Origin of the sequence: Acetobacter sp. DmW_136 (assembly GCF_008690365.1) — a bacterium.
Lineage (GTDB): Bacteria > Pseudomonadota > Alphaproteobacteria > Acetobacterales > Acetobacteraceae > Acetobacter > Acetobacter oryzifermentans.
The window spans coordinates 1-16,597 of the sequence record NZ_VHON01000019.1 but is presented as its reverse complement, the minus strand read 5'-3'; the positions used below and the strand labels follow the sequence as shown (position 1 = coordinate 16,597).

The window sequence follows — 16,597 nt, the reverse complement described above, 5'->3', positions numbered from 1 at the left end:
GTCCATGCCACTATTCACTCCATCTCTTCGCAAAGACGAATGAATCACAACATGCTGGTATTGTTCAAAAACTTTCGGATCAGGCTCTAAATGATACCGGACGACAGCAAGCATACCAGGCAGCACAAAAACTCAAGAATTTATCGGTAACCAGGGTGTTGGTCAGCCCACTACAACGAGCCATTGAGACAGCAAGACTAGCATTTCCCGACCGACTTGAAATGATTGAAATAGAAGAAAATCTGACTGAATGCGATTTCGGCAAACTCGATGGAAAATCGATCAAAAATGTTATGATTGAGCACGGAATAAATGAAAAACAACAACTTGTAAAAATCATTTCGAAATATGGGGAATCCTGGGAAGAAATACAAAAAAGATGTAATTCTTTTTTCACCAAAATGGAGAGAATACAGGACCATAAATCCAGAATTGTCTTGGTTGGACATGACGTCGTATTCCAAGCAATCTCCGAAAAATTGACCGGCCTCTGGCTTAATAGCCAACATGGACAGCCAAATTATTTCAATAAAAGCATTGATGGATGGAAAATCACGGAATTCAACGAATCTTTTCCCGCATAAACCCCCGCTGTGAATCCGTATTTTATAGCCAGTTTTTCGTCAGTTGCCATAAAATGACTACCAGCACTTACGGAACGATACTCTTCTTTCATCATCACCCGATCCGCCTCATTCTCTTATATTGAAGAGATAAAGAGGCTAAAATCGTGCTCTTTTGAATGTGGAGGGTTCGAAGAACCCTTATTTGGCAAGGTTGGCTCGTATTTTTCGAGTTTTGGCGTACTGATTGATGGTTTCTGCGATGGCATCAGATCTGCGTTTTGAGCAGAGAGAAGGCTTCCTGCTCTGGATTGCTATGCTGTGGCACTGATCCGTTCCAGAAAGAGGAACCGTCGCATATTGTAGACGATATTGGCCAGCCCGATCCTCATGGTGGCCCGTATGATGCCAACAGTTCGGATGAATAGTCCGGTCTGTGACTTCTGATCGGCAAAAACGTGCTCGACACGCGAGCGTATCACTGACTTTCCAGCATTTGGTTTCTGGATGTGCAGGGGCATAGGCTTGAGATGCGGCTTTTTGCGATGAACCTTTGAGACAAAACCCTGCTTTTCCATGAAGTCCTCATTGGCTTTTGAGCGATACGCCGTGTCAGCCCACACCGTTGAGGCCGTATTGGTTTTATCCAGCAGCCCCTCTCTCAATCGCGCGCCATCACTGTCGGCGGCATCCATCGTCTTCCATTTCCGGATGAACCAAAACTTCCGGTCGATGGAGACGTGGGATTTGTATCCAGAGAACGGGATAGCGAGATCCGTTGCGGGAATCGTTCCGTCATCCTGCCGTTTTGCTTTCGTGAACTTCAGCGTCCAGCGCGCACGCCGATCCTTGTGCGACAGCTTTGCCGGCTTGTCCTGCCAATCTTCGGGAATACGTCCTGCCCGGAGATCTGCCTTCTCAGCATTCGTATTGCGCTGCTTTGGAGCAGCCACCAGCGTTGCGTCCAGGATCTGGCCCGACATTCGCAAATATCCGGCGTTGCGCAGGGTCGCGTCAAAGCGGTCAAACAGTCTTTCAATCGCACCCGTCTGGGTCAGGCGTTCACGGAACAGCCAGACCGTTTTGGCGTCAGGCACACGATCCGACAGCCCCAGAGCAAGGAAACGCATGAAGGATAGGCGATCGTTGATCAGATACTCTGTCCGCTCATCAGACAAATTGTTCAGCGTCTGAATCACCAGAATTTTGGACATCAACACGGGATCAAATGGGGGACGCCCGCCTTTGCTGCCGTCTGAATAGGCCAGAGCCTTCTCAAGATCAGGACGGAACACTTCAAAATCCACAGTCCGGGAAAACGCTTCGAGTTGATCACCAAGCCCGCTCAACCGGGCAAGCCGCTCTTCAACATCAAAGAAAACAGACTGCTTCATGATCCATGCCCCCAATCAATGTAGGAGTGATGGAATCACACAGAGAGGCCCAAAACCAGAGGGTTTTTCGAACCCTCCATATGAGTGAATGAATTATTTTGCTCTGCATAGGTCTTTACAATGTGACACTCCCTCAATCGAGCTTGATTGAGGGACGTACAAATTTTTCCAGCCAGTCGACCAGCCATGACAGGCTACCTCGCAATGCGCCATACAATTCAAACTGATGCTGGCGATAAAGCATGACATGGCCAAGCCGTGCTGAAAGTCCATGCAGCCAGCCACCACCGAAGATTGTTCCTCCGGGGAACGTCCCCCACCCGTTATAATTGCCTAGCGCCACGATAGCGCCCTTATTGTGAAATGCAAAAGGCGGAATGGGTCTGCCATCTATCCATGCCGGCATATGTAGCGCCAGATGATGCGCCTGCTGACGCGCAGCTTGTGCAGTGGGCGCTACGGGTGCATCCACGATATAGGCACAGTCACCAACAGCAAAGATCGCATCGTCCTCTACACTTTGCAGGTTAGACCGCACTTCGATCTGGCCGGTTTTACCGAGTTTGAGGCCACCAAATCTCCTCGTGACTTCAGGAGTTCTCACACCCGCAGCCCAAACTCTCAGAGTTGCCGGAACCCGCTCACCACTTTTTAGAAGAAATCCGTATTCATCTACGCTACTGACCTGAGCGGACGTACGGACCGTAATATTGATCTTCTGTAACTGTTCCGCAGCAGCGGCCGACACAGCCTCAGGAAATGCAGGTAGAATCCTAGGACCGGCTTCCAAAAGAGAGAGCCTTATATCCGGGCGTTTTTTTTTCAAAACTGTAAAGCGAAGCGAGGTCAAGCGCCTTATGCAACTCGGCAGCAAGTTGCGTGCCAGTCGCACCGCCTCCCACAATGGCAATTTCAAGAGGCTGACCTTCACCGAAAGCGCGTAATTGCTCCATACGAAACTTATCGTTGAAGTCTACAGATTCCACAAAGTTGTTGATAAACAAGCAGTGTTTTGCCACACCGGGAATGTTGAAATCATTCGCCCGACTACCAAGCGCGACAATGACCACATCATACTCAAGTTTACGCTCATCCAGCACGCACTTTCCATCTGGATCATTGATCGAAGCCAGCGTCATCTGCTTGGCGCTGCGGTCGAGAGCAATGACCTCGCCGGGCCAGAATTCGAAATGGTGACGACTAGCCTGAGAAAGGAAACTTATCCGGTCATTGGGATTATGCGCCGTGCCGGCAGCGAAGCAATGCAACATCGGCTTCCAGACATGCGTAAAGCTTTTGTCGACGAGCATGATCGATGCTCTTCCGGATTTGCCAAGTTTGTCCCCTAGCCGGGTTGCCAGAGCCATGCCAGCAACACCTCCTCCGATAATTACGATACGAAATTTTTCTGTCATTGCGCCCTCAAAGCGTCACTGCGTGTTTCACATACAAGTTGACAACAACTCTGGATGAACGAGAACTACCGCATGAAAAACAAGAATAAAAACCGAAAGAAAAACCATTAGAACGACACTTTCTGAAAAGTATTCAGAAAAATACCGGACTTCAGATCACGAAATCTGCCTCTATTTTCTGCGCAACTGCAGACTTACTGTGATCATTACACAGATTTATTGTCGTGAATTTTTGCGAGAAGACTGTTGATAGGCGGATATGGGTTATAGCCACCCTTCCCCACCACCTATCAGTCTTCGCTATTCGCGAAGACTGACTACAGAAAGCAGGTTAGCTGGTAGGTATGTTACTGATAGACGACCTGTGCAACGAATTACATCAGCCAAGAACCAAGTTCTGTTGCCTTTTCTTTCGTGTAGGGTGGCAGGACAGCCTCAATCCGATGGTCGGGCGGAGAAACAAGAACCGACTTTACATGGCTCAATGAATCAAAGCCCCACTTGCCATAATAGCGTCCCAAGCCGGAAGGCCCTACGCCACCAAACGGAAATGTAGCGGCCATAAAACAGTGGATCATCGTCTGATTTACGCTACCTCCACCAAACGAGAAACCATGCATAAACTTCTCGATCCTCGCTTCATTTTTACTGAAGATGTACGCAGCCAGACTCCGTGGCTTCTGCTTGATTGTTTCCATGACCTCATTAAAATTGGTATAAGGCAGAATTGGAAGTATCGGCCCGAAAATTTCAGACTGCATGATAGGAGCCGACCATTGTGCCGGATAAACGAGAGTCGGTTCGAAATAACGCTCATCCCGATCGAAATGACCTCCGCTAACAACGGCAGCCCCCTCAAGCATTCTAGCAAGCCTGTCCACGTCTCTTGACGAGATCAGCCGTGACAAATCTGCACTTTCCTTCGGATTGTTACCGTAAAGCGTCGTGATTGCCTTCTTGCATTCCGCAACGAACTGATCAGCAACATTTTCATGGACATAGACATAGCCTGGAGAAACGCACCATTGGCCCCCGAAAGCCATTGTGCCCCAAACGATCTTGAGCGCAGCATCTTCAAGATTGGCAGTTTCGTCCACGACAACAGGATTTTGTCCGCCGAGTTCCAGCAAGACCGGTGTGAGATTTTCCGCTGCGGCGCGCATTACGATCTTGCCAACTTCAGTGCTGCCGGTGAAGAAAATGAAATTGAACGGAAGCGCCAGAAGTTCAGTCATCACATCACGGCCACCAGTCACCACCACCAGACTTTCTGGCTCGAAATACTGACTAATCAACCTTTCAAACAAAGCCGTCATATGCACAGTTGACTCTGCCGGCTTGATTAATGCTGTGTTCCCAGCACTCAGCGCCGCAAGCACCGGCTCCAACGTTAGAACAACTGGTGCATTGAAGGGGGCAATGACCAGGCAGACTCCGTAGGGCTCGCGATAAATAAACCCCTTAAAGTCATTTTCCTGCATTCGCTTTGGAAGTGGTGCTACTTCAGGTTCCATCCAGTCAGCCAGTTCGGCGCGTGTGTGCTCAATAGCCCCCAGAACGCCATGGAATTCCATAGCTCGTTCGAACCACGACGTTTTAAAGTCCCTGGCCAGCGCATCATGAAACGCCGTCTCATTTTCGACTAACATTCGCTCCAAGCGTGCAAGTTGATCAAGTCTCCAACTCAGGCTGCGGGTCTTACCTGAATTGAAATAAGCAGACTGCCGATCAAATAATGTTTTTATGTTTGTCATAAATGATGTTCCTCTCGTGGACACATAAACTGACACAATGACGAACAATGTCAATATGTCATCTCGCGATACAGGAGAATTTGTGGGTCTGGGCAAAAGCCCGAATTGACAGTCCGTGACAATCTGTCAAAAGAGAGCCATGAAAAAACTGGGAAAAACATCCGGTGATGCCCGGAAAGCCCGGATCGTCGAGGCTGCAGTTGACGTCTTCCGGCGCTACGGTTTTGAACGCACCAAGATGACAGACATTGCAAAGGCTGCAGGGTTAACGCGCCCCACCCTGTATCTTACCTTTCCAGCAAAAGAAGATATTTTTTCTGCCTCTGTAGAAACTCTATTCAAAGAGCTTTTAGAAAAGATCGCGCGCGAGGCAGATCTTCAAGACAGCTTGCAAAAAAAAATTGAGAGTGCATGTAGTACATGGTGCTTCTTCGTTTTCGACATCACGCTCAGCAATCCTGATGCCAGTGATCTTTTTGACCTTCGCTTTCCTGTCGTGCGGGCGTGCCACGCGGATTTTGAAGACCTCCTTATTGAATTGATAGCACCAGATCGTAACGATTCAGCCCAACTAAAGTATGTAAGAGCTATGGCGCACATGATGGTTGCTGCTTTGAAAGGCTTCAAAGAGGTCGCAACGACCCGAGATGAATTGAAGTGTTTTATAGCGGACCTTTGTAAGGTCGTTGCTGTCAATCTTCGACAGGGCAATTGATCACTGCTCTGTAGAGCAGGTTTTCCGCTAATCAAACTCTGGTATATTCCCCCACTTCATCACCGTATTCGGGTCCCACATCAAACTCCCACTTCGCCCTGCTCTCGTCAGCGACAAAGAGCTGGATCATGCCCCCGGACGGCCGCATCCTTCATGGATCTTTGCATATTACGGGCTGTGGGTATGAAGTATGTTTTTTCCTATGCACTTTCGAGACAAGGCTCCGCCTGTCCATGAAGACCTCATCAGTTTTTGACTGGCAGGCAGTATCGGACTAGCCCCGGAAAGCGCATTTAAGGAAAGGCGATCATTGGCTTGGAATTCGGTCCGCTCTTTAGTGCAGGTTGTTCGGCTCTGGGATCACCAGTATCCTGACATCCAAAATTCCGTTTTTCAGAACTGTCCGGACTTACGAACCCAAACGCACGAGTGCCTTACCTGTGTTGCCACCGCTGAACAGCGAGAAAAAGGCTTCCGGTCCCTTCTCAAGACTGTCGAAGATTGTATATCGGCTCTTAATCATTCCCTTGGACACCCAGTATCCCATCTGAGCCAGACATTCGCCCCGACGCGCCATGAAGTCGGTGTTAATGAACCCCCGGACCTGGAGACGCTTGGAGATGATGTAGGACAGGTTTGAAAATCCGATCGGCGTATCGGAATTATACATCGAGATCATGCCGCAGATCGCGAAACGGGAGTTCCATTTCGCTACACCCATCGCCGCATCAAGCTGCTCACCGCCCACATTGTCGAAATAGACATCCAGACCATCAGGAGCCGCCTTGCGCAGCTTCTCCTGGAATGGTCCGGGCGATTTATAATCAATGACATGATCGGCCCCCAACGACCGTACGAAGTCGCATTTTTCGGTCCCGCCCGCGGAACCAATGATGGTCATGCCACGCAGCTTGGCGATTTGCACCACAAGGGATCCGACCGCACCGGCGGCCGCGGAGACGAACACAACATCGCCGGGCCGGGCTTCGGCTACAGCGAACAGACCGAAATAGGCCGTCATTCCGATCGTCCCCAGAACGTCGAGAAAATATTCGTCCTTGAGATCTATGTCCGGCAAAGGAAGAGCGTCTTCAGCCTTGAGGGTCGCGACGTCACGCCAACCCAGAAAATGACTGACCCGATCACCCACCTTGAACCGATTGGAACGCGTTTCGATCACCCGGCCAACGGCAGCGCCCGTCATCGGCTCATTCAATTCGAAGGGTGCGATATAGCTCTCTCCCTCGTTCATACGGGGACGCATATAGGGATCGACAGAGAAGAAACTGTTTTTAACCCTGATTTCCCCGTCATTCAACGGTTGATCAGAGATGTCTTTCAGGGCGAGGTTCTCCAGCGTCGGAGCCCCTTTCGGACGGGAAACGAGAGTCCATGCGCAAGACATCTTTTTTTCCTTCATAAGTGGTTAAAGAAGCTCTGCACCGGTGACGAAAAAGCTTCGTCAGATGGAAACTGGTAGAGAGGCAACCAGTCATCACCCGGAATGACCTGACTATGTGCCCGCTCATCTACCCTACATGATGACTGTGTTTCTCCTGGATGCATTCAGGTCATCGAAACGTGCAGGCGCACATCGACGTTTCCGCGCGTAGCGTTGGAATAGGGGCAGACCTTATGCGTGGCTTCGATCAGCTTGTGGGCCTCAGCCTCATTCAGACCCCCGACTTCAACATAAAGGTCGATATCCAGGGCGTATCCCCCTTCGGCTGTTTGCCCCATACCGACTTCGACCGAGGTCTTGCTGCTGGTCACAGCCAGCTTCAATTGCTTGGCGACCATGGTCAGGGCATTATCAAAACACGCAGCGTACCCGAGCGCGAACAACTGCTCCGGATTGGCGCCGGGCTTGCCTGACCCAGGCATTGCAAGGTCAAAGCCGAGAGTCCCGTCATCAAGCGCTGTATGGCCGCTGCGGCCGCCAGTTGCGGTGGCGCGGGTCTTGTAGAATATCTTCATGACATATTTCCTGTTTTTGAAAGCAACAATCGGTATCCTGCACCGCGTTTCAGGACGCGGTCACAGGGTGACTAATGGAATTCAGTTTCCCGCCAGTAGCGCTTCGATCTGGGCCTGACCGGCCGCGTATGGTGCCCGCAGACGCAGGTTGAACTCACCGCTCGCGCTTTGCACGACAACGGCCTTGGCATGGCTGAATCGCCTGAACCCATAAATGCCGTGGTACGCTCCGATACCTGATGCCCCAATTCCGCCAAACGGCACGCTTTCGACCGAGGCATGGGTCATCACGTCATTGATAACCAACGCCCCTGAGGTGGTCTGTTCACCAAACCATTTCTGCTGCTCGGGCCTGTTTCCGAAATAATAGGCAGCCAGCGGACGCGGGTGGGCATTGATATAATCAACGGCTTCCTGGGTGGTCCGACAGGTTTTGATCGGCAGGATCGGGCCAAAAATCTCTTCCTGCATCACGCTCATCTCGTCGGTTGGATTAAGAACCAGCGTCGGTGCCATCTTGCGGTTCCCTGCTACGGAATTGGCTTCACCTTCCGGCTGGAGTTCAATAACCGTAGCTCCCTTGGCGCGAGCATCGGCCAGCAATCCCTGCAGGCGCTCGAAATGACGGTCGCTGATGATAGCGGTGTAATCCGGATTATCCTGCAACGTTGGGAATGTTTCCGTCACAAAGCTGCGCGCGCGCTCAACAAAAACATCACGCGCGTTTTCCGGCAGCAGGACATAATCCGGGGAGATACAAATCTGCCCGGCATTAAAGGTTTTAACAGTCAAGACCCGTTCCGCCGCAGTTTTCACATCGGCGTCAGCGTCCAGTACAACTGGCGATTTACCCCCTAGTTCCAGTGTGACTGGCACCAGATTTTCAGATGCGGCACGCATCACATGGCGACCGACATTCGTACTGCCGGTAAACATGAGATGATCAAATGCCTGCGCGCTGAATGCCGCCCCGATGTCAGCATCCCCCAGGATCGTTGTCAGTTCCAGCGGATCGAAATATTGTCTGATCAGCTTCGCCAGAAGTTCAGCTGTGCGCGGTGTCAGTTCTGACGGTTTGAGCATGGCCCGGTTGCCAGCGGCCAGTATTCCGGCCAGCGGACTGAAAGCCAGATTGATGGGGAAATTCCACGGACTGATGATGCCAACCACGCCCAGTGGCTGATAGTCCACACGTGCCTGCATACCCGGACCAGGAGCCGGCTGTTCATCGGGTTGCATCCATTGCTCGACATGCTCGGCCGCATGCTGGAGAGCGGCAACAGAGGACAACACATCGGCCAGCAATGTCTGATACGGGCTCCGGTGGCCATAATCAGCGCTTACGGCAGCCACGATGTCTTCGTGATGACGGGTCAGCAGCTGTATCGCACGCGTCAGGCGGTCACGGCGGAGCTGGACACTGGCGGGGCCATCCTGCACATGAGCCTGTTTCATCGCGGCGACAGTTGCAGCCAAAGTGGCTACACTATTGGAGGTAGTCATTGTCTGTCTCCAGAAAAGAAGGAAATGGCGTGGTCTATTCAGGCCAGTTTTTGAAGGAGTGCTTTTGCCACTGCTGCGGAACTGGCTGGGTTCTGTCCTGTGATCAGATGACCATCCCCAACGACATGTGGCTGCCAGTCGGGGCCTTTTTCATACAGGCCACCCAGACGTTTGAATTCATCTTCGATCAGGAAAGGCACCACGTTGGTAAGTTGCACGGCCTGCTCCTCGCTATTGGAGAAGCCTGTCACCTTGCGTCCTTTGACCAGTGGCTGACCATCTGCCGCATGAACGTGGATCAAGGCTCCGGGTGCGTGACAGACCAGACCGAAGGGCTTCCCCGCCCGGTCAAACGCCTCCAGCAAGGAAATGGAGGCTGGATCTTGGGCCAGATCCCACAACGGGCCGTGGCCTCCTGGATAAAACACGGCGTCGAAATCCTCAGCACGCACATCAGCCAGCTTGCCGGTATGGGCCAGCATTTCCCGGACCTCCGCATCCGTGCGGAAACGCTCGGTGTCAGCGGTCTGGGAGGCGGGGTCCTCACTCTTGGGATCCAGGGGCGGCTGACCACCAAGCGGTGAAACCAATGTCAGTTGCGCCCCGGCGTCCTTGAAGACGTAATAGGGAGCCGCAAACTCCTCCAGCCAAAAACCGGTCTTTTGCCCGGTATCGCCCAGACGGTCGTGAGACGTGAGAACAAACAGAACGTTCATGATGAAATTTTCCTGTATTCAGGGGGATGATGAACTGGAGTTTACGGGCGACATAGGAGCAGTGGGACAGGCAAGCTCCCTCTCCGTCGCAACCAGAGCGTCCCGCAGAGGCGCTTTGTCCTGCCCAAGCTTGGCCACAAGCGCAGCCCCTAGCCAGAGATGGTAAAGAGTGCGCGCTGCTGCTTCAGGTTTGAGAGATAAAGGCAAGGAGCCATCACCCCGTCCTTCCATGATCGTGCGGGCGAGGCGGTCGGTCAGACGCATGACACCGTCATGAAGGATCAGACGCATCGCATCCGAAAGGTCCGCGATTTCTGCTCCCAGCTTGACGACAAGACAGTGCTCGGCCCAGCCGCCAATCTGTGGATCATCAATCCATGCATTCCAGTAACGCATCAGCCTTTCGCGTCCGCTCTTCCCAGCAGAAGAGAGAATTGCCTCCATGCGCTGTTCGTAACTCTGGACATATCGCTCAAGCAGTTCGCAGCCGAACTGCTCCTTGGACGGGAAATAATAATAGAAGGACCCTTTCGGCACCTGACAGGCATCCACGATGTCCTTGATACTCAGGGCCGAAAAGCCCTTGCGCAGAACAAGGGCATGTCCTGCATCGAGAATCTGCTGACGGGTCAGTTCCGCTTTTTTTGCTCCACTCATGCCATGCTCTTAACAAATAACTGACCGGTCGTCTATAAAATAACGCAAGGCACCTTCATCGTCCCTATCGACAGGATCATAGAAACCCTAAAATTCCTGAATGTCCGCAATCGGGCTTTCTCATCTCGGATCGGACAGCCAGCTTCCCTGAAGGGTTTCGGGCGCCGCGAGGCTTACGAAAGTCGGGGAAGACCGAACCCGCGACACCAGGACTCAGTTATGGCGAATTTGCAACTGGCGCCACCCCGGCGGAGAGTCTGAGCCAGAGCATAAAGGTACGTGTATGGAACTGGAACGGTTTTTTGTGACCGGATCTGCATGACGCGATGACAGAACTGGCGGTGCAGGCAACGATTTTTCGGGAATTTTCAATGGTGTGTACAGGAGATACGGTTTGTCGGAACGGTGCCACTCCGGGATCGGTCATGCTGTAATCTCTGCGCGCTGTCATGGTGATGCCCCGGCCGGATCAGTCGCCTGTGGCAGCCCTCGGGGCCGACACCATCGGGGAAGGATCTGGATGACGACCATCGGACTACCACAGCACGGACAGGGCGGTGACGTGGCCGCTTCGGGCTCAAGGAGTTCTGCCGCTGGCGTGAATATGACCTTCAGCAGTTCCCGTGCCTGGGCGAGACTGGCCTTGCGGCTGAAACTGGCGAGCAGGCCATAATGGCGGATGCGGAGCTCTGTTGCAGAATTCGGTATGATGACGTGATACCTCCTTTGAGGATCTATTATTTATCGGACGGCTTGGGTAAGGGGGTTTCCGAGCGCTGTGAAGCGATTGAGGATGGCCATGCGGACGTGGACTTCCGTGATCTGACGGTCGAAGTCCCGTGCCATCAGACGCTGTCCGAGAAGTTTGATACAATGCATTTTCGTCTCGACACGGCTTCGTCGATGATAACCGCTCCATCGTCTCCAGATGGCCCGTCCGAGATGCTCGCAGCCCCGCAGAGCGTCATTGCGGGCTATGCTTCCCGGTGATGAGGGACGCCACGGTTTTGCGTTCTTTCGCGGGGGAATGACAGCCTGGGCACCACGGTCGGCGATGGTTTCCTGGGATCGCCTCGTATTATACGCGCCATCGGCCGTGACGCTTGCGATGTCCTCGTCTTCAGGGATCATCTGGGCCAGGAGAGCAGGAATGATCGGAGCGTCTCCTGCCTCATTGCCTGTGATCTCGACAGCCCGGACTTCCAGTGATCCTTCGTCGATCCCGATATGGAGTTTACGCCAGATCCGACGTTTCGAGCCGCCGTGCCTGCGTCATTCACCTTCTCCTTCGACCTTGATCCCGGTGCTGTCGATCAGAAGATGAAGCGGGCCGCCCGAACCCCGGTATGGAATATCGACCGTGAGTGATTTCTGCCGACGGCTCAGCGTGCTGAAATCCGGGACCGACCACGTCAGTCCAGCCAGATGCAGCAGACTTTCGACAAAGTCAGTCGCCTGCCTCAGGCCCATGCCGAAGAGAACCTTCAACGTCAGGCAGGTCTGGATCGCAACGTCGCTGTAACTCTGCCGCCGTCCCCGCCGCCCCGTCGGCAGGCCGTCCCAACCCATAGCCGGATCGAACCACACCGTTAGTGACCCGCGCCGCTTCAGCGCCGCGTTATAGGAAGGCCAGTTCGTCCTGCGGTAGATCGGGGATGGAGGCTTGCTCATGCCGACCAGCTACCAGACTGCGCTCACTCCGTGAATCCCGCCATCACCATTTGCGCAACAGAGCCGTTCGCTCATACTGTTACCTTGAGAATGTGTAAGCCGTCTTGACTGTTGGTCATGTAAATGAATCCACGTCGGTCTACGATGATGTCTTCAGCACACATTGTAAGCGGTCCTTTGAATCCACCTTCTATCTGCCAATTGAACTTTTTGGGATCAGGCGGGCAATAGGCCGCGATTTCTTTAGGAGTATAAGGCTCGCTGAAGTCAAAACAGCGGAAACCAGCAGTAAAGTAGGCACAATAGATGCGCTCACTCCCCTGATCCAGAACGGGAAGCTTGGAAGGTTGGTGGATGTTATGATTTCCAAATGGGTAGTGGACACCGTTAAGTGTCGAATAATCTGTCCCCCATATGGAGCCCGGAGGTGGGACAGGCTTGGGTATCGTGCTGATCAGTACGGGGTTTGCAGGATCCTGGATGGACGTGATGCCGACAACGTTGAGGGGCTGCTGCGCTCCTTTGATACCCACATGGCCGATAGCCGGCTCAAAGGGTCCTCCACGATTGGGGTCCAGTGTGAACGGACGCTCCCCTTCCGTAGTGAATACAGCGAGTTGCCTGTCTGTATAAGGGACAATCGTATGAATGGTCGCTCCACCGGCACCACCTCCGAACGGTGGATGAGTTGGAAGAATGCTGATAAGCTCCGGGTTGGTTACGTCCGATTTTTCATTATAATTCATATAGTTATATAGTCACCTCAGATTCAGGCCACCTGCCTATAAAATCTCCAATGACTCTAAACTATGCGGTCTCAGACATCCTGCTTAACCGATAGTTGCTGACCTGGCACACCCGCATATGTCACAATCGCGACTGCCCCCTCACGGCCCGTAACGCCGCGATGTATGCTATGGACAGATTCCGCAAACGCCTGTCCTTTTTTAAAGACAGAACGGAGCCCCGTTCCATGCTCTTCAACGGTCAGTTTGCCTGCCAGGATAAACGCAGCGTTCGGCATATCATGAACATGCCACGGCAATGAAGAATAAGGCGGGATTGTAACCCGAACAACCGTAAGTTCGGGATTCCCTTCAGGATATTGCTCATACGCAATGTTATTCCACGACGACCTAGCTTTCAGCAATGTCTCTGATTTCGTCTTGTGAGTGCGTCTTACCGCACGCCAGCCACCGACTATCAATGCGATTGCTCCAGCACTCAGCATATTGCGTTTCATATGCACAGTTATACCTGACGTCTCCATAGACTCCGTCCTTAACCTCTTCGCTGTCTATCGATACCGGCGGTCTGGCAGACCAAAACTGAACAGCCAGAACGGATACCGTTTAGTTGAGATACCTAAGAGCCGGACGCTGTTCGACCCCTCGCTCATGTTCAACACACTTGAAATTTGTCGGCTTCGTCGCGTCGCCGCCCTTGTATTCCGGCAATGCCGGATAGGCACAGACTGGTCGTTCAGCCATGGGTTTTCCGGGCTCTGAATTACTATGTACAATCAAAGATGATGGCGCAGCACCTTGTTCCGTCCATGCTACCAATGACATCAGCACATCGCGATCAGGGGTGGCAGGCACATCGGACGTGAATGGTTGTCCCATTGCTGTTGCTCCGGGTCCACCAAAGCAGTGGCCCATGCCGGGAACGAGAAAGAGTCTGGCAAATTTGCCGCCCACATCAGGCCCCCCAGCACTTGTCGTAACCCGGTCGTAGTAGTTCACGACTTCGGAAAAAGGCACGACCGGATCGGCGAGCCCCGAATAAATCAGAAGCTTGCCTCCATTCCGGGCAAAGTCTGAAAGGTCGCTTGCATTGGCGTTGAGCTCGCTCGCAAGTCGAGCATCCACACGGTCCAGATCGTGGTCGAAATCGAAATGCTCAGGCACAAAATCCTGACCCAGTGCCCATTTGAACAGATAAAACTGCTGTGCTGGCCAGATAGCCGGATCGCCCTGCATCACCGGACCCAGCGGCATGCTCTCACTCCCCGGTGTCAAGCCCGCATAAATCCGCTCCCCCGTACGGGAATTGACCGGTCCTGAATAAAGCCGCTGCAGCACTTTCAACTGAGGCGCCGTAATACACTCGTCCCCCGACTTTCCAGCTTTGCAAGCCGGCAGCGTCGTTGGATCGAAATGGCACTTCCGCGGATCAGTCAAAAACGCGTCTCCAACAGCCCCCCCGTCTTTACCAGCACAATGCGCAAGCACGGCATGTGATACCAGCGACCACTGGCCGGACGACAACTTCGCGTCAGGGGCAGAATTCAGGGCCGCATAGTTCCACAGGAAATAAGTGGAAACATGCGTTCGGTTGTGGCCTGGGTCACCGGCAAGAATGCCATCATAGTCTCGAGGATAGCGTTGCGCCTCAGCCAAGGCCTGCTGTCCTCCAGTGGAGCAGCCGGCAAAATAGGCATAAAATGAGTGAGGCTTATAAAACGCGTTGACCAGATCCTTCGCCACTCGCGTCATCTCATGCGTGGCGCGATAACCGAAGTCAATCCAGCGTTCCGGGTAATCGGCGATGCCGTTAATGTCTGGCGCGGTTCCCATATCTGTATTCGCGACGGCAAAACCTCTTTTTAACCCCTCGACCATTCCCATTTCGTAAGCGATCCGCCCAGCCCCGCACCATTGCCGGTGCCAAGGAAACGACCGTTCCAGTGTTCGAGCGGTAACCAGACTTCTACGCCAACCTTGCTGTCAGAACTTGGTGTCGCCACGACCTGAACCCTGCAAAACGCTGGCATGCTCGCAAGGCGCGTGTCCAGGTCCGGTGCGATTGGGGAGGGCTGTGTTGTGAAGCTTCCCTTCTGAACAACATAGCTCGAAACAATCTGTGCTCCACGTATGACATGGCTGTTCATCGCTGTACAGGCACCGGCCAAGGATGCCGCGCGGGCAGTAGAAGGTATGCCCATCAGGGTCAGGATACACGCACTCAAAATCCCGCCAGAAACAGCAAACTTACCAATTGCCATGGGAGAACCTTTCTCGTTTTCTTCTCGAGTTTTTGACGCTTTAGAGCGACACACTGTGCGAATTGGGGTCACCTTGCAGGTCCCCGTTACGCTGCTCTTTCAAAGATCAGATACTATTTGCACTGAATGATCGATAATACATGCGCATCCAATTGGATCTTGTGCGCTACACGTCGCAATGACACGGAAACGCGCACAAGTAGCTTATCCAATTTGACGAAAGATGGCTGGAAACGTGTTTCCAATGCTTATCGGGAAAAACCAGCGAATGGGGTCAGATATTGAGCACCGAACCCATCGAGCGTTGCACGGATGTCCGGAGTGGTATCGCCGTAAACAAACAGCTTCTCGACCTTGGCAAAATCAAGAAACCGCTCTGCGAATGGGGTAAAGGTCTGCTGAACGTGCGGAAGAAGCCCCTGCGTACGGTATTTTTCAACGATATGCACGACGCTTTTATCAGCATTGACCACATATTCATATGTCGTTGTATCTGGCTCTTTAGAAGTCGCCTCGACGATCTGCTCGATCAAAGTCTTGAAGGCCTCGAATTTCGTCGGATCAATGGATAGATGATAGATTGAGTAAATTTCGTTCTTCATGGCAGTTACCCCGAATGACCGTGTCTCTAACGTTCTCATTATAGATATAGGGTAGACAATGAGTATCCGTCTTGGTCAAGTGTGGCGTGGTTCCCATAATCGGTCATTGCGTAACAGAACATTTGCCAGAATGACGAGACGCCGCATAAGAGCGGTCAGAGCCACTTTTGCATGCTTTCCCTTATCCGTCGGCCTAAGCTAGATGCTTTGAAGATCCGGGTTATGCCGCATAGCAACCAGAGCAGGCATGTACAGGGCGTTTCTGACATGAATCCGACCACCCCGAATAAAGCTTTTACCCTGCCACTTTCCTGACTGTCTGGTGACAGGAGCCAGACCTGCGAGCGCAGCAACCTGTCCATTCTCCAGTGTTCCCAGTTCGGGAATATCAGCAATCAGCATCGCAGCCGTGGCTTCTCCAATACCTGGAATGCTGACCAGAATGGCGCGTTTTCGAGAGAGGCTCCCGTCTGTCGAGATCAGTTCGCTGATTGCCTGATCGACGCGGATTTCTCACACTTGAGGCAATTTCAGGTCATTTTGTAGAATTCAGTCATCCCACAGGAGCCCGATCTGGAATATTGACGATATTCTGCTTCTGGCGGCGGGTTCTGAACGCAGTG

Annotated in this window: 15 protein-coding genes and 2 pseudogenes; 2 read left to right on the top strand and 15 right to left on the bottom strand. The window is 52.6% G+C overall.

Annotation, left to right across the window (positions count from 1 at the left end; translation table 11 throughout):
* A partial coding sequence (locus FKW31_RS07465; protein WP_150178213.1) for a histidine phosphatase family protein occupies window positions 1-584 on the top strand: 584 nt, incomplete at its 5' end.
* A gap of 293 nt (window positions 585-877) precedes the next feature.
* On the opposite strand, the gene FKW31_RS07460 is transcribed toward FKW31_RS07465, so the two are convergent.
* The 3 genes and pseudogenes from FKW31_RS07460 to FKW31_RS07450 form a co-directional block, all read right to left on the bottom strand.
* Complete coding sequence (locus tag FKW31_RS07460) at window positions 878-1,960, bottom strand: transposase (protein WP_370512895.1); 1,083 nt, start codon at window positions 1,958-1,960, stop codon at window positions 878-880.
* Window positions 1,961-2,090: 130 nt separating this feature from the next.
* A pseudogene (locus tag FKW31_RS07455) lies at window positions 2,091-3,372 on the bottom strand (NAD(P)/FAD-dependent oxidoreductase).
* Window positions 3,373-3,746: 374 nt separating this feature from the next.
* Complete coding sequence (locus tag FKW31_RS07450) at window positions 3,747-5,126, bottom strand: aldehyde dehydrogenase family protein (protein WP_035352195.1); 1,380 nt, start codon at window positions 5,124-5,126, stop codon at window positions 3,747-3,749.
* A gap of 139 nt (window positions 5,127-5,265) precedes the next feature.
* Here FKW31_RS07450 and FKW31_RS07445 point away from each other — a divergent pair, with 139 nt between their 5' ends.
* Entirely contained in the window at window positions 5,266-5,841 is a 576-nt protein-coding gene (locus FKW31_RS07445) for a TetR/AcrR family transcriptional regulator (protein ID WP_052051435.1), read from the top strand.
* Between the two features lie 409 nt (window positions 5,842-6,250).
* Here FKW31_RS07445 and FKW31_RS07440 read toward each other — a convergent pair whose 3' ends face one another.
* The 12 genes and pseudogenes from FKW31_RS07440 to FKW31_RS16400 form a co-directional block, all read right to left on the bottom strand.
* Complete coding sequence (locus FKW31_RS07440) at window positions 6,251-7,246, bottom strand: NADP-dependent oxidoreductase (RefSeq protein WP_052051437.1); 996 nt, start codon at window positions 7,244-7,246, stop codon at window positions 6,251-6,253.
* Between the two features lie 161 nt (window positions 7,247-7,407).
* Window positions 7,408-7,818, bottom strand: coding sequence for an organic hydroperoxide resistance protein (locus tag FKW31_RS07435; protein ID WP_035352197.1), 411 nt, complete (start codon window positions 7,816-7,818; stop codon window positions 7,408-7,410).
* An 81-nt stretch (window positions 7,819-7,899) separates the two neighbouring features.
* Entirely contained in the window at window positions 7,900-9,321 is a 1,422-nt protein-coding gene (locus FKW31_RS07430; RefSeq protein ID WP_035352199.1) for a coniferyl aldehyde dehydrogenase, read from the bottom strand.
* A gap of 38 nt (window positions 9,322-9,359) precedes the next feature.
* On the bottom strand, window positions 9,360-10,037 hold the full coding sequence (locus FKW31_RS07425; protein WP_035352201.1) for a type 1 glutamine amidotransferase domain-containing protein: 678 nt from the start codon (window positions 10,035-10,037) through the stop codon (window positions 9,360-9,362).
* 18 nt (window positions 10,038-10,055) lie between these two features.
* Window positions 10,056-10,694, bottom strand: coding sequence for a TetR/AcrR family transcriptional regulator (locus FKW31_RS07420; RefSeq protein WP_035352204.1), 639 nt, complete (start codon window positions 10,692-10,694; stop codon window positions 10,056-10,058).
* A gap of 741 nt (window positions 10,695-11,435) precedes the next feature.
* Window positions 11,436-12,365 (bottom strand): annotated as a pseudogene (locus tag FKW31_RS07410) (IS5 family transposase).
* Between the two features lie 71 nt (window positions 12,366-12,436).
* A complete protein-coding gene (locus tag FKW31_RS07405) occupies window positions 12,437-13,111 on the bottom strand; it encodes an LVIVD repeat-containing protein (protein WP_052055140.1) in 675 nt (224 codons plus the stop codon).
* Between the two features lie 71 nt (window positions 13,112-13,182).
* Complete coding sequence (locus FKW31_RS07400) at window positions 13,183-13,608, bottom strand: cupin domain-containing protein (RefSeq protein WP_035351817.1); 426 nt, start codon at window positions 13,606-13,608, stop codon at window positions 13,183-13,185.
* 109 nt (window positions 13,609-13,717) lie between these two features.
* A complete protein-coding gene (locus FKW31_RS07395) occupies window positions 13,718-14,995 on the bottom strand; it encodes a tannase/feruloyl esterase family alpha/beta hydrolase (protein WP_052055138.1) in 1,278 nt (425 codons plus the stop codon).
* A complete protein-coding gene (locus tag FKW31_RS07390; protein ID WP_052051433.1) occupies window positions 14,974-15,372 on the bottom strand; it encodes a tannase/feruloyl esterase family alpha/beta hydrolase in 399 nt (132 codons plus the stop codon). The genes FKW31_RS07395 and FKW31_RS07390 overlap by 22 nt, the downstream gene beginning before the upstream one ends.
* A gap of 248 nt (window positions 15,373-15,620) precedes the next feature.
* Window positions 15,621-15,974: a putative quinol monooxygenase gene (locus FKW31_RS07385; RefSeq protein ID WP_035351815.1), complete on the bottom strand. Its 354-nt coding sequence runs from the start codon at window positions 15,972-15,974 to the stop codon at window positions 15,621-15,623.
* 198 nt (window positions 15,975-16,172) lie between these two features.
* A complete protein-coding gene (locus tag FKW31_RS16400; RefSeq protein ID WP_408734825.1) occupies window positions 16,173-16,406 on the bottom strand; it encodes a transposase in 234 nt (77 codons plus the stop codon).
* Window positions 16,407-16,597 lie beyond the last annotated feature (191 nt).

Bases quoted from the DNA above. Each gene is read 5' to 3' on its own strand.
- FKW31_RS07435 (WP_035352197.1), bottom strand. From the start codon at position 7,818: ATGAAGATATTCTACAAGACCCGCGCCACCGCAACTGGCGGCCGCAGC.
- FKW31_RS07405 (WP_052055140.1), bottom strand. From the start codon at position 13,111: ATGAATTATAATGAAAAATCGGACGTAACCAACCCGGAGCTTATCAGC.
- FKW31_RS07440 (WP_052051437.1), bottom strand. From the start codon at position 7,246: ATGTCTTGCGCATGGACTCTCGTTTCCCGTCCGAAAGGGGCTCCGACG.
- FKW31_RS07450 (WP_035352195.1), bottom strand. From the start codon at position 5,126: ATGACAAACATAAAAACATTATTTGATCGGCAGTCTGCTTATTTCAAT.
- FKW31_RS07390 (WP_052051433.1), bottom strand. From the start codon at position 15,372: ATGGCAATTGGTAAGTTTGCTGTTTCTGGCGGGATTTTGAGTGCGTGT.
- FKW31_RS07420 (WP_035352204.1), bottom strand. From the start codon at position 10,694: ATGAGTGGAGCAAAAAAAGCGGAACTGACCCGTCAGCAGATTCTCGAT.
- FKW31_RS07385 (WP_035351815.1), bottom strand. From the start codon at position 15,974: ATGAAGAACGAAATTTACTCAATCTATCATCTATCCATTGATCCGACG.
- FKW31_RS07395 (WP_052055138.1), bottom strand. From the start codon at position 14,995: ATGGGAATGGTCGAGGGGTTAAAAAGAGGTTTTGCCGTCGCGAATACA.
- FKW31_RS07445 (WP_052051435.1), top strand. From the start codon at position 5,266: ATGAAAAAACTGGGAAAAACATCCGGTGATGCCCGGAAAGCCCGGATC.
- FKW31_RS07400 (WP_035351817.1), bottom strand. From the start codon at position 13,608: ATGAAACGCAATATGCTGAGTGCTGGAGCAATCGCATTGATAGTCGGT.
- FKW31_RS07425 (WP_035352201.1), bottom strand. From the start codon at position 10,037: ATGAACGTTCTGTTTGTTCTCACGTCTCACGACCGTCTGGGCGATACC.
- FKW31_RS07430 (WP_035352199.1), bottom strand. From the start codon at position 9,321: ATGACTACCTCCAATAGTGTAGCCACTTTGGCTGCAACTGTCGCCGCG.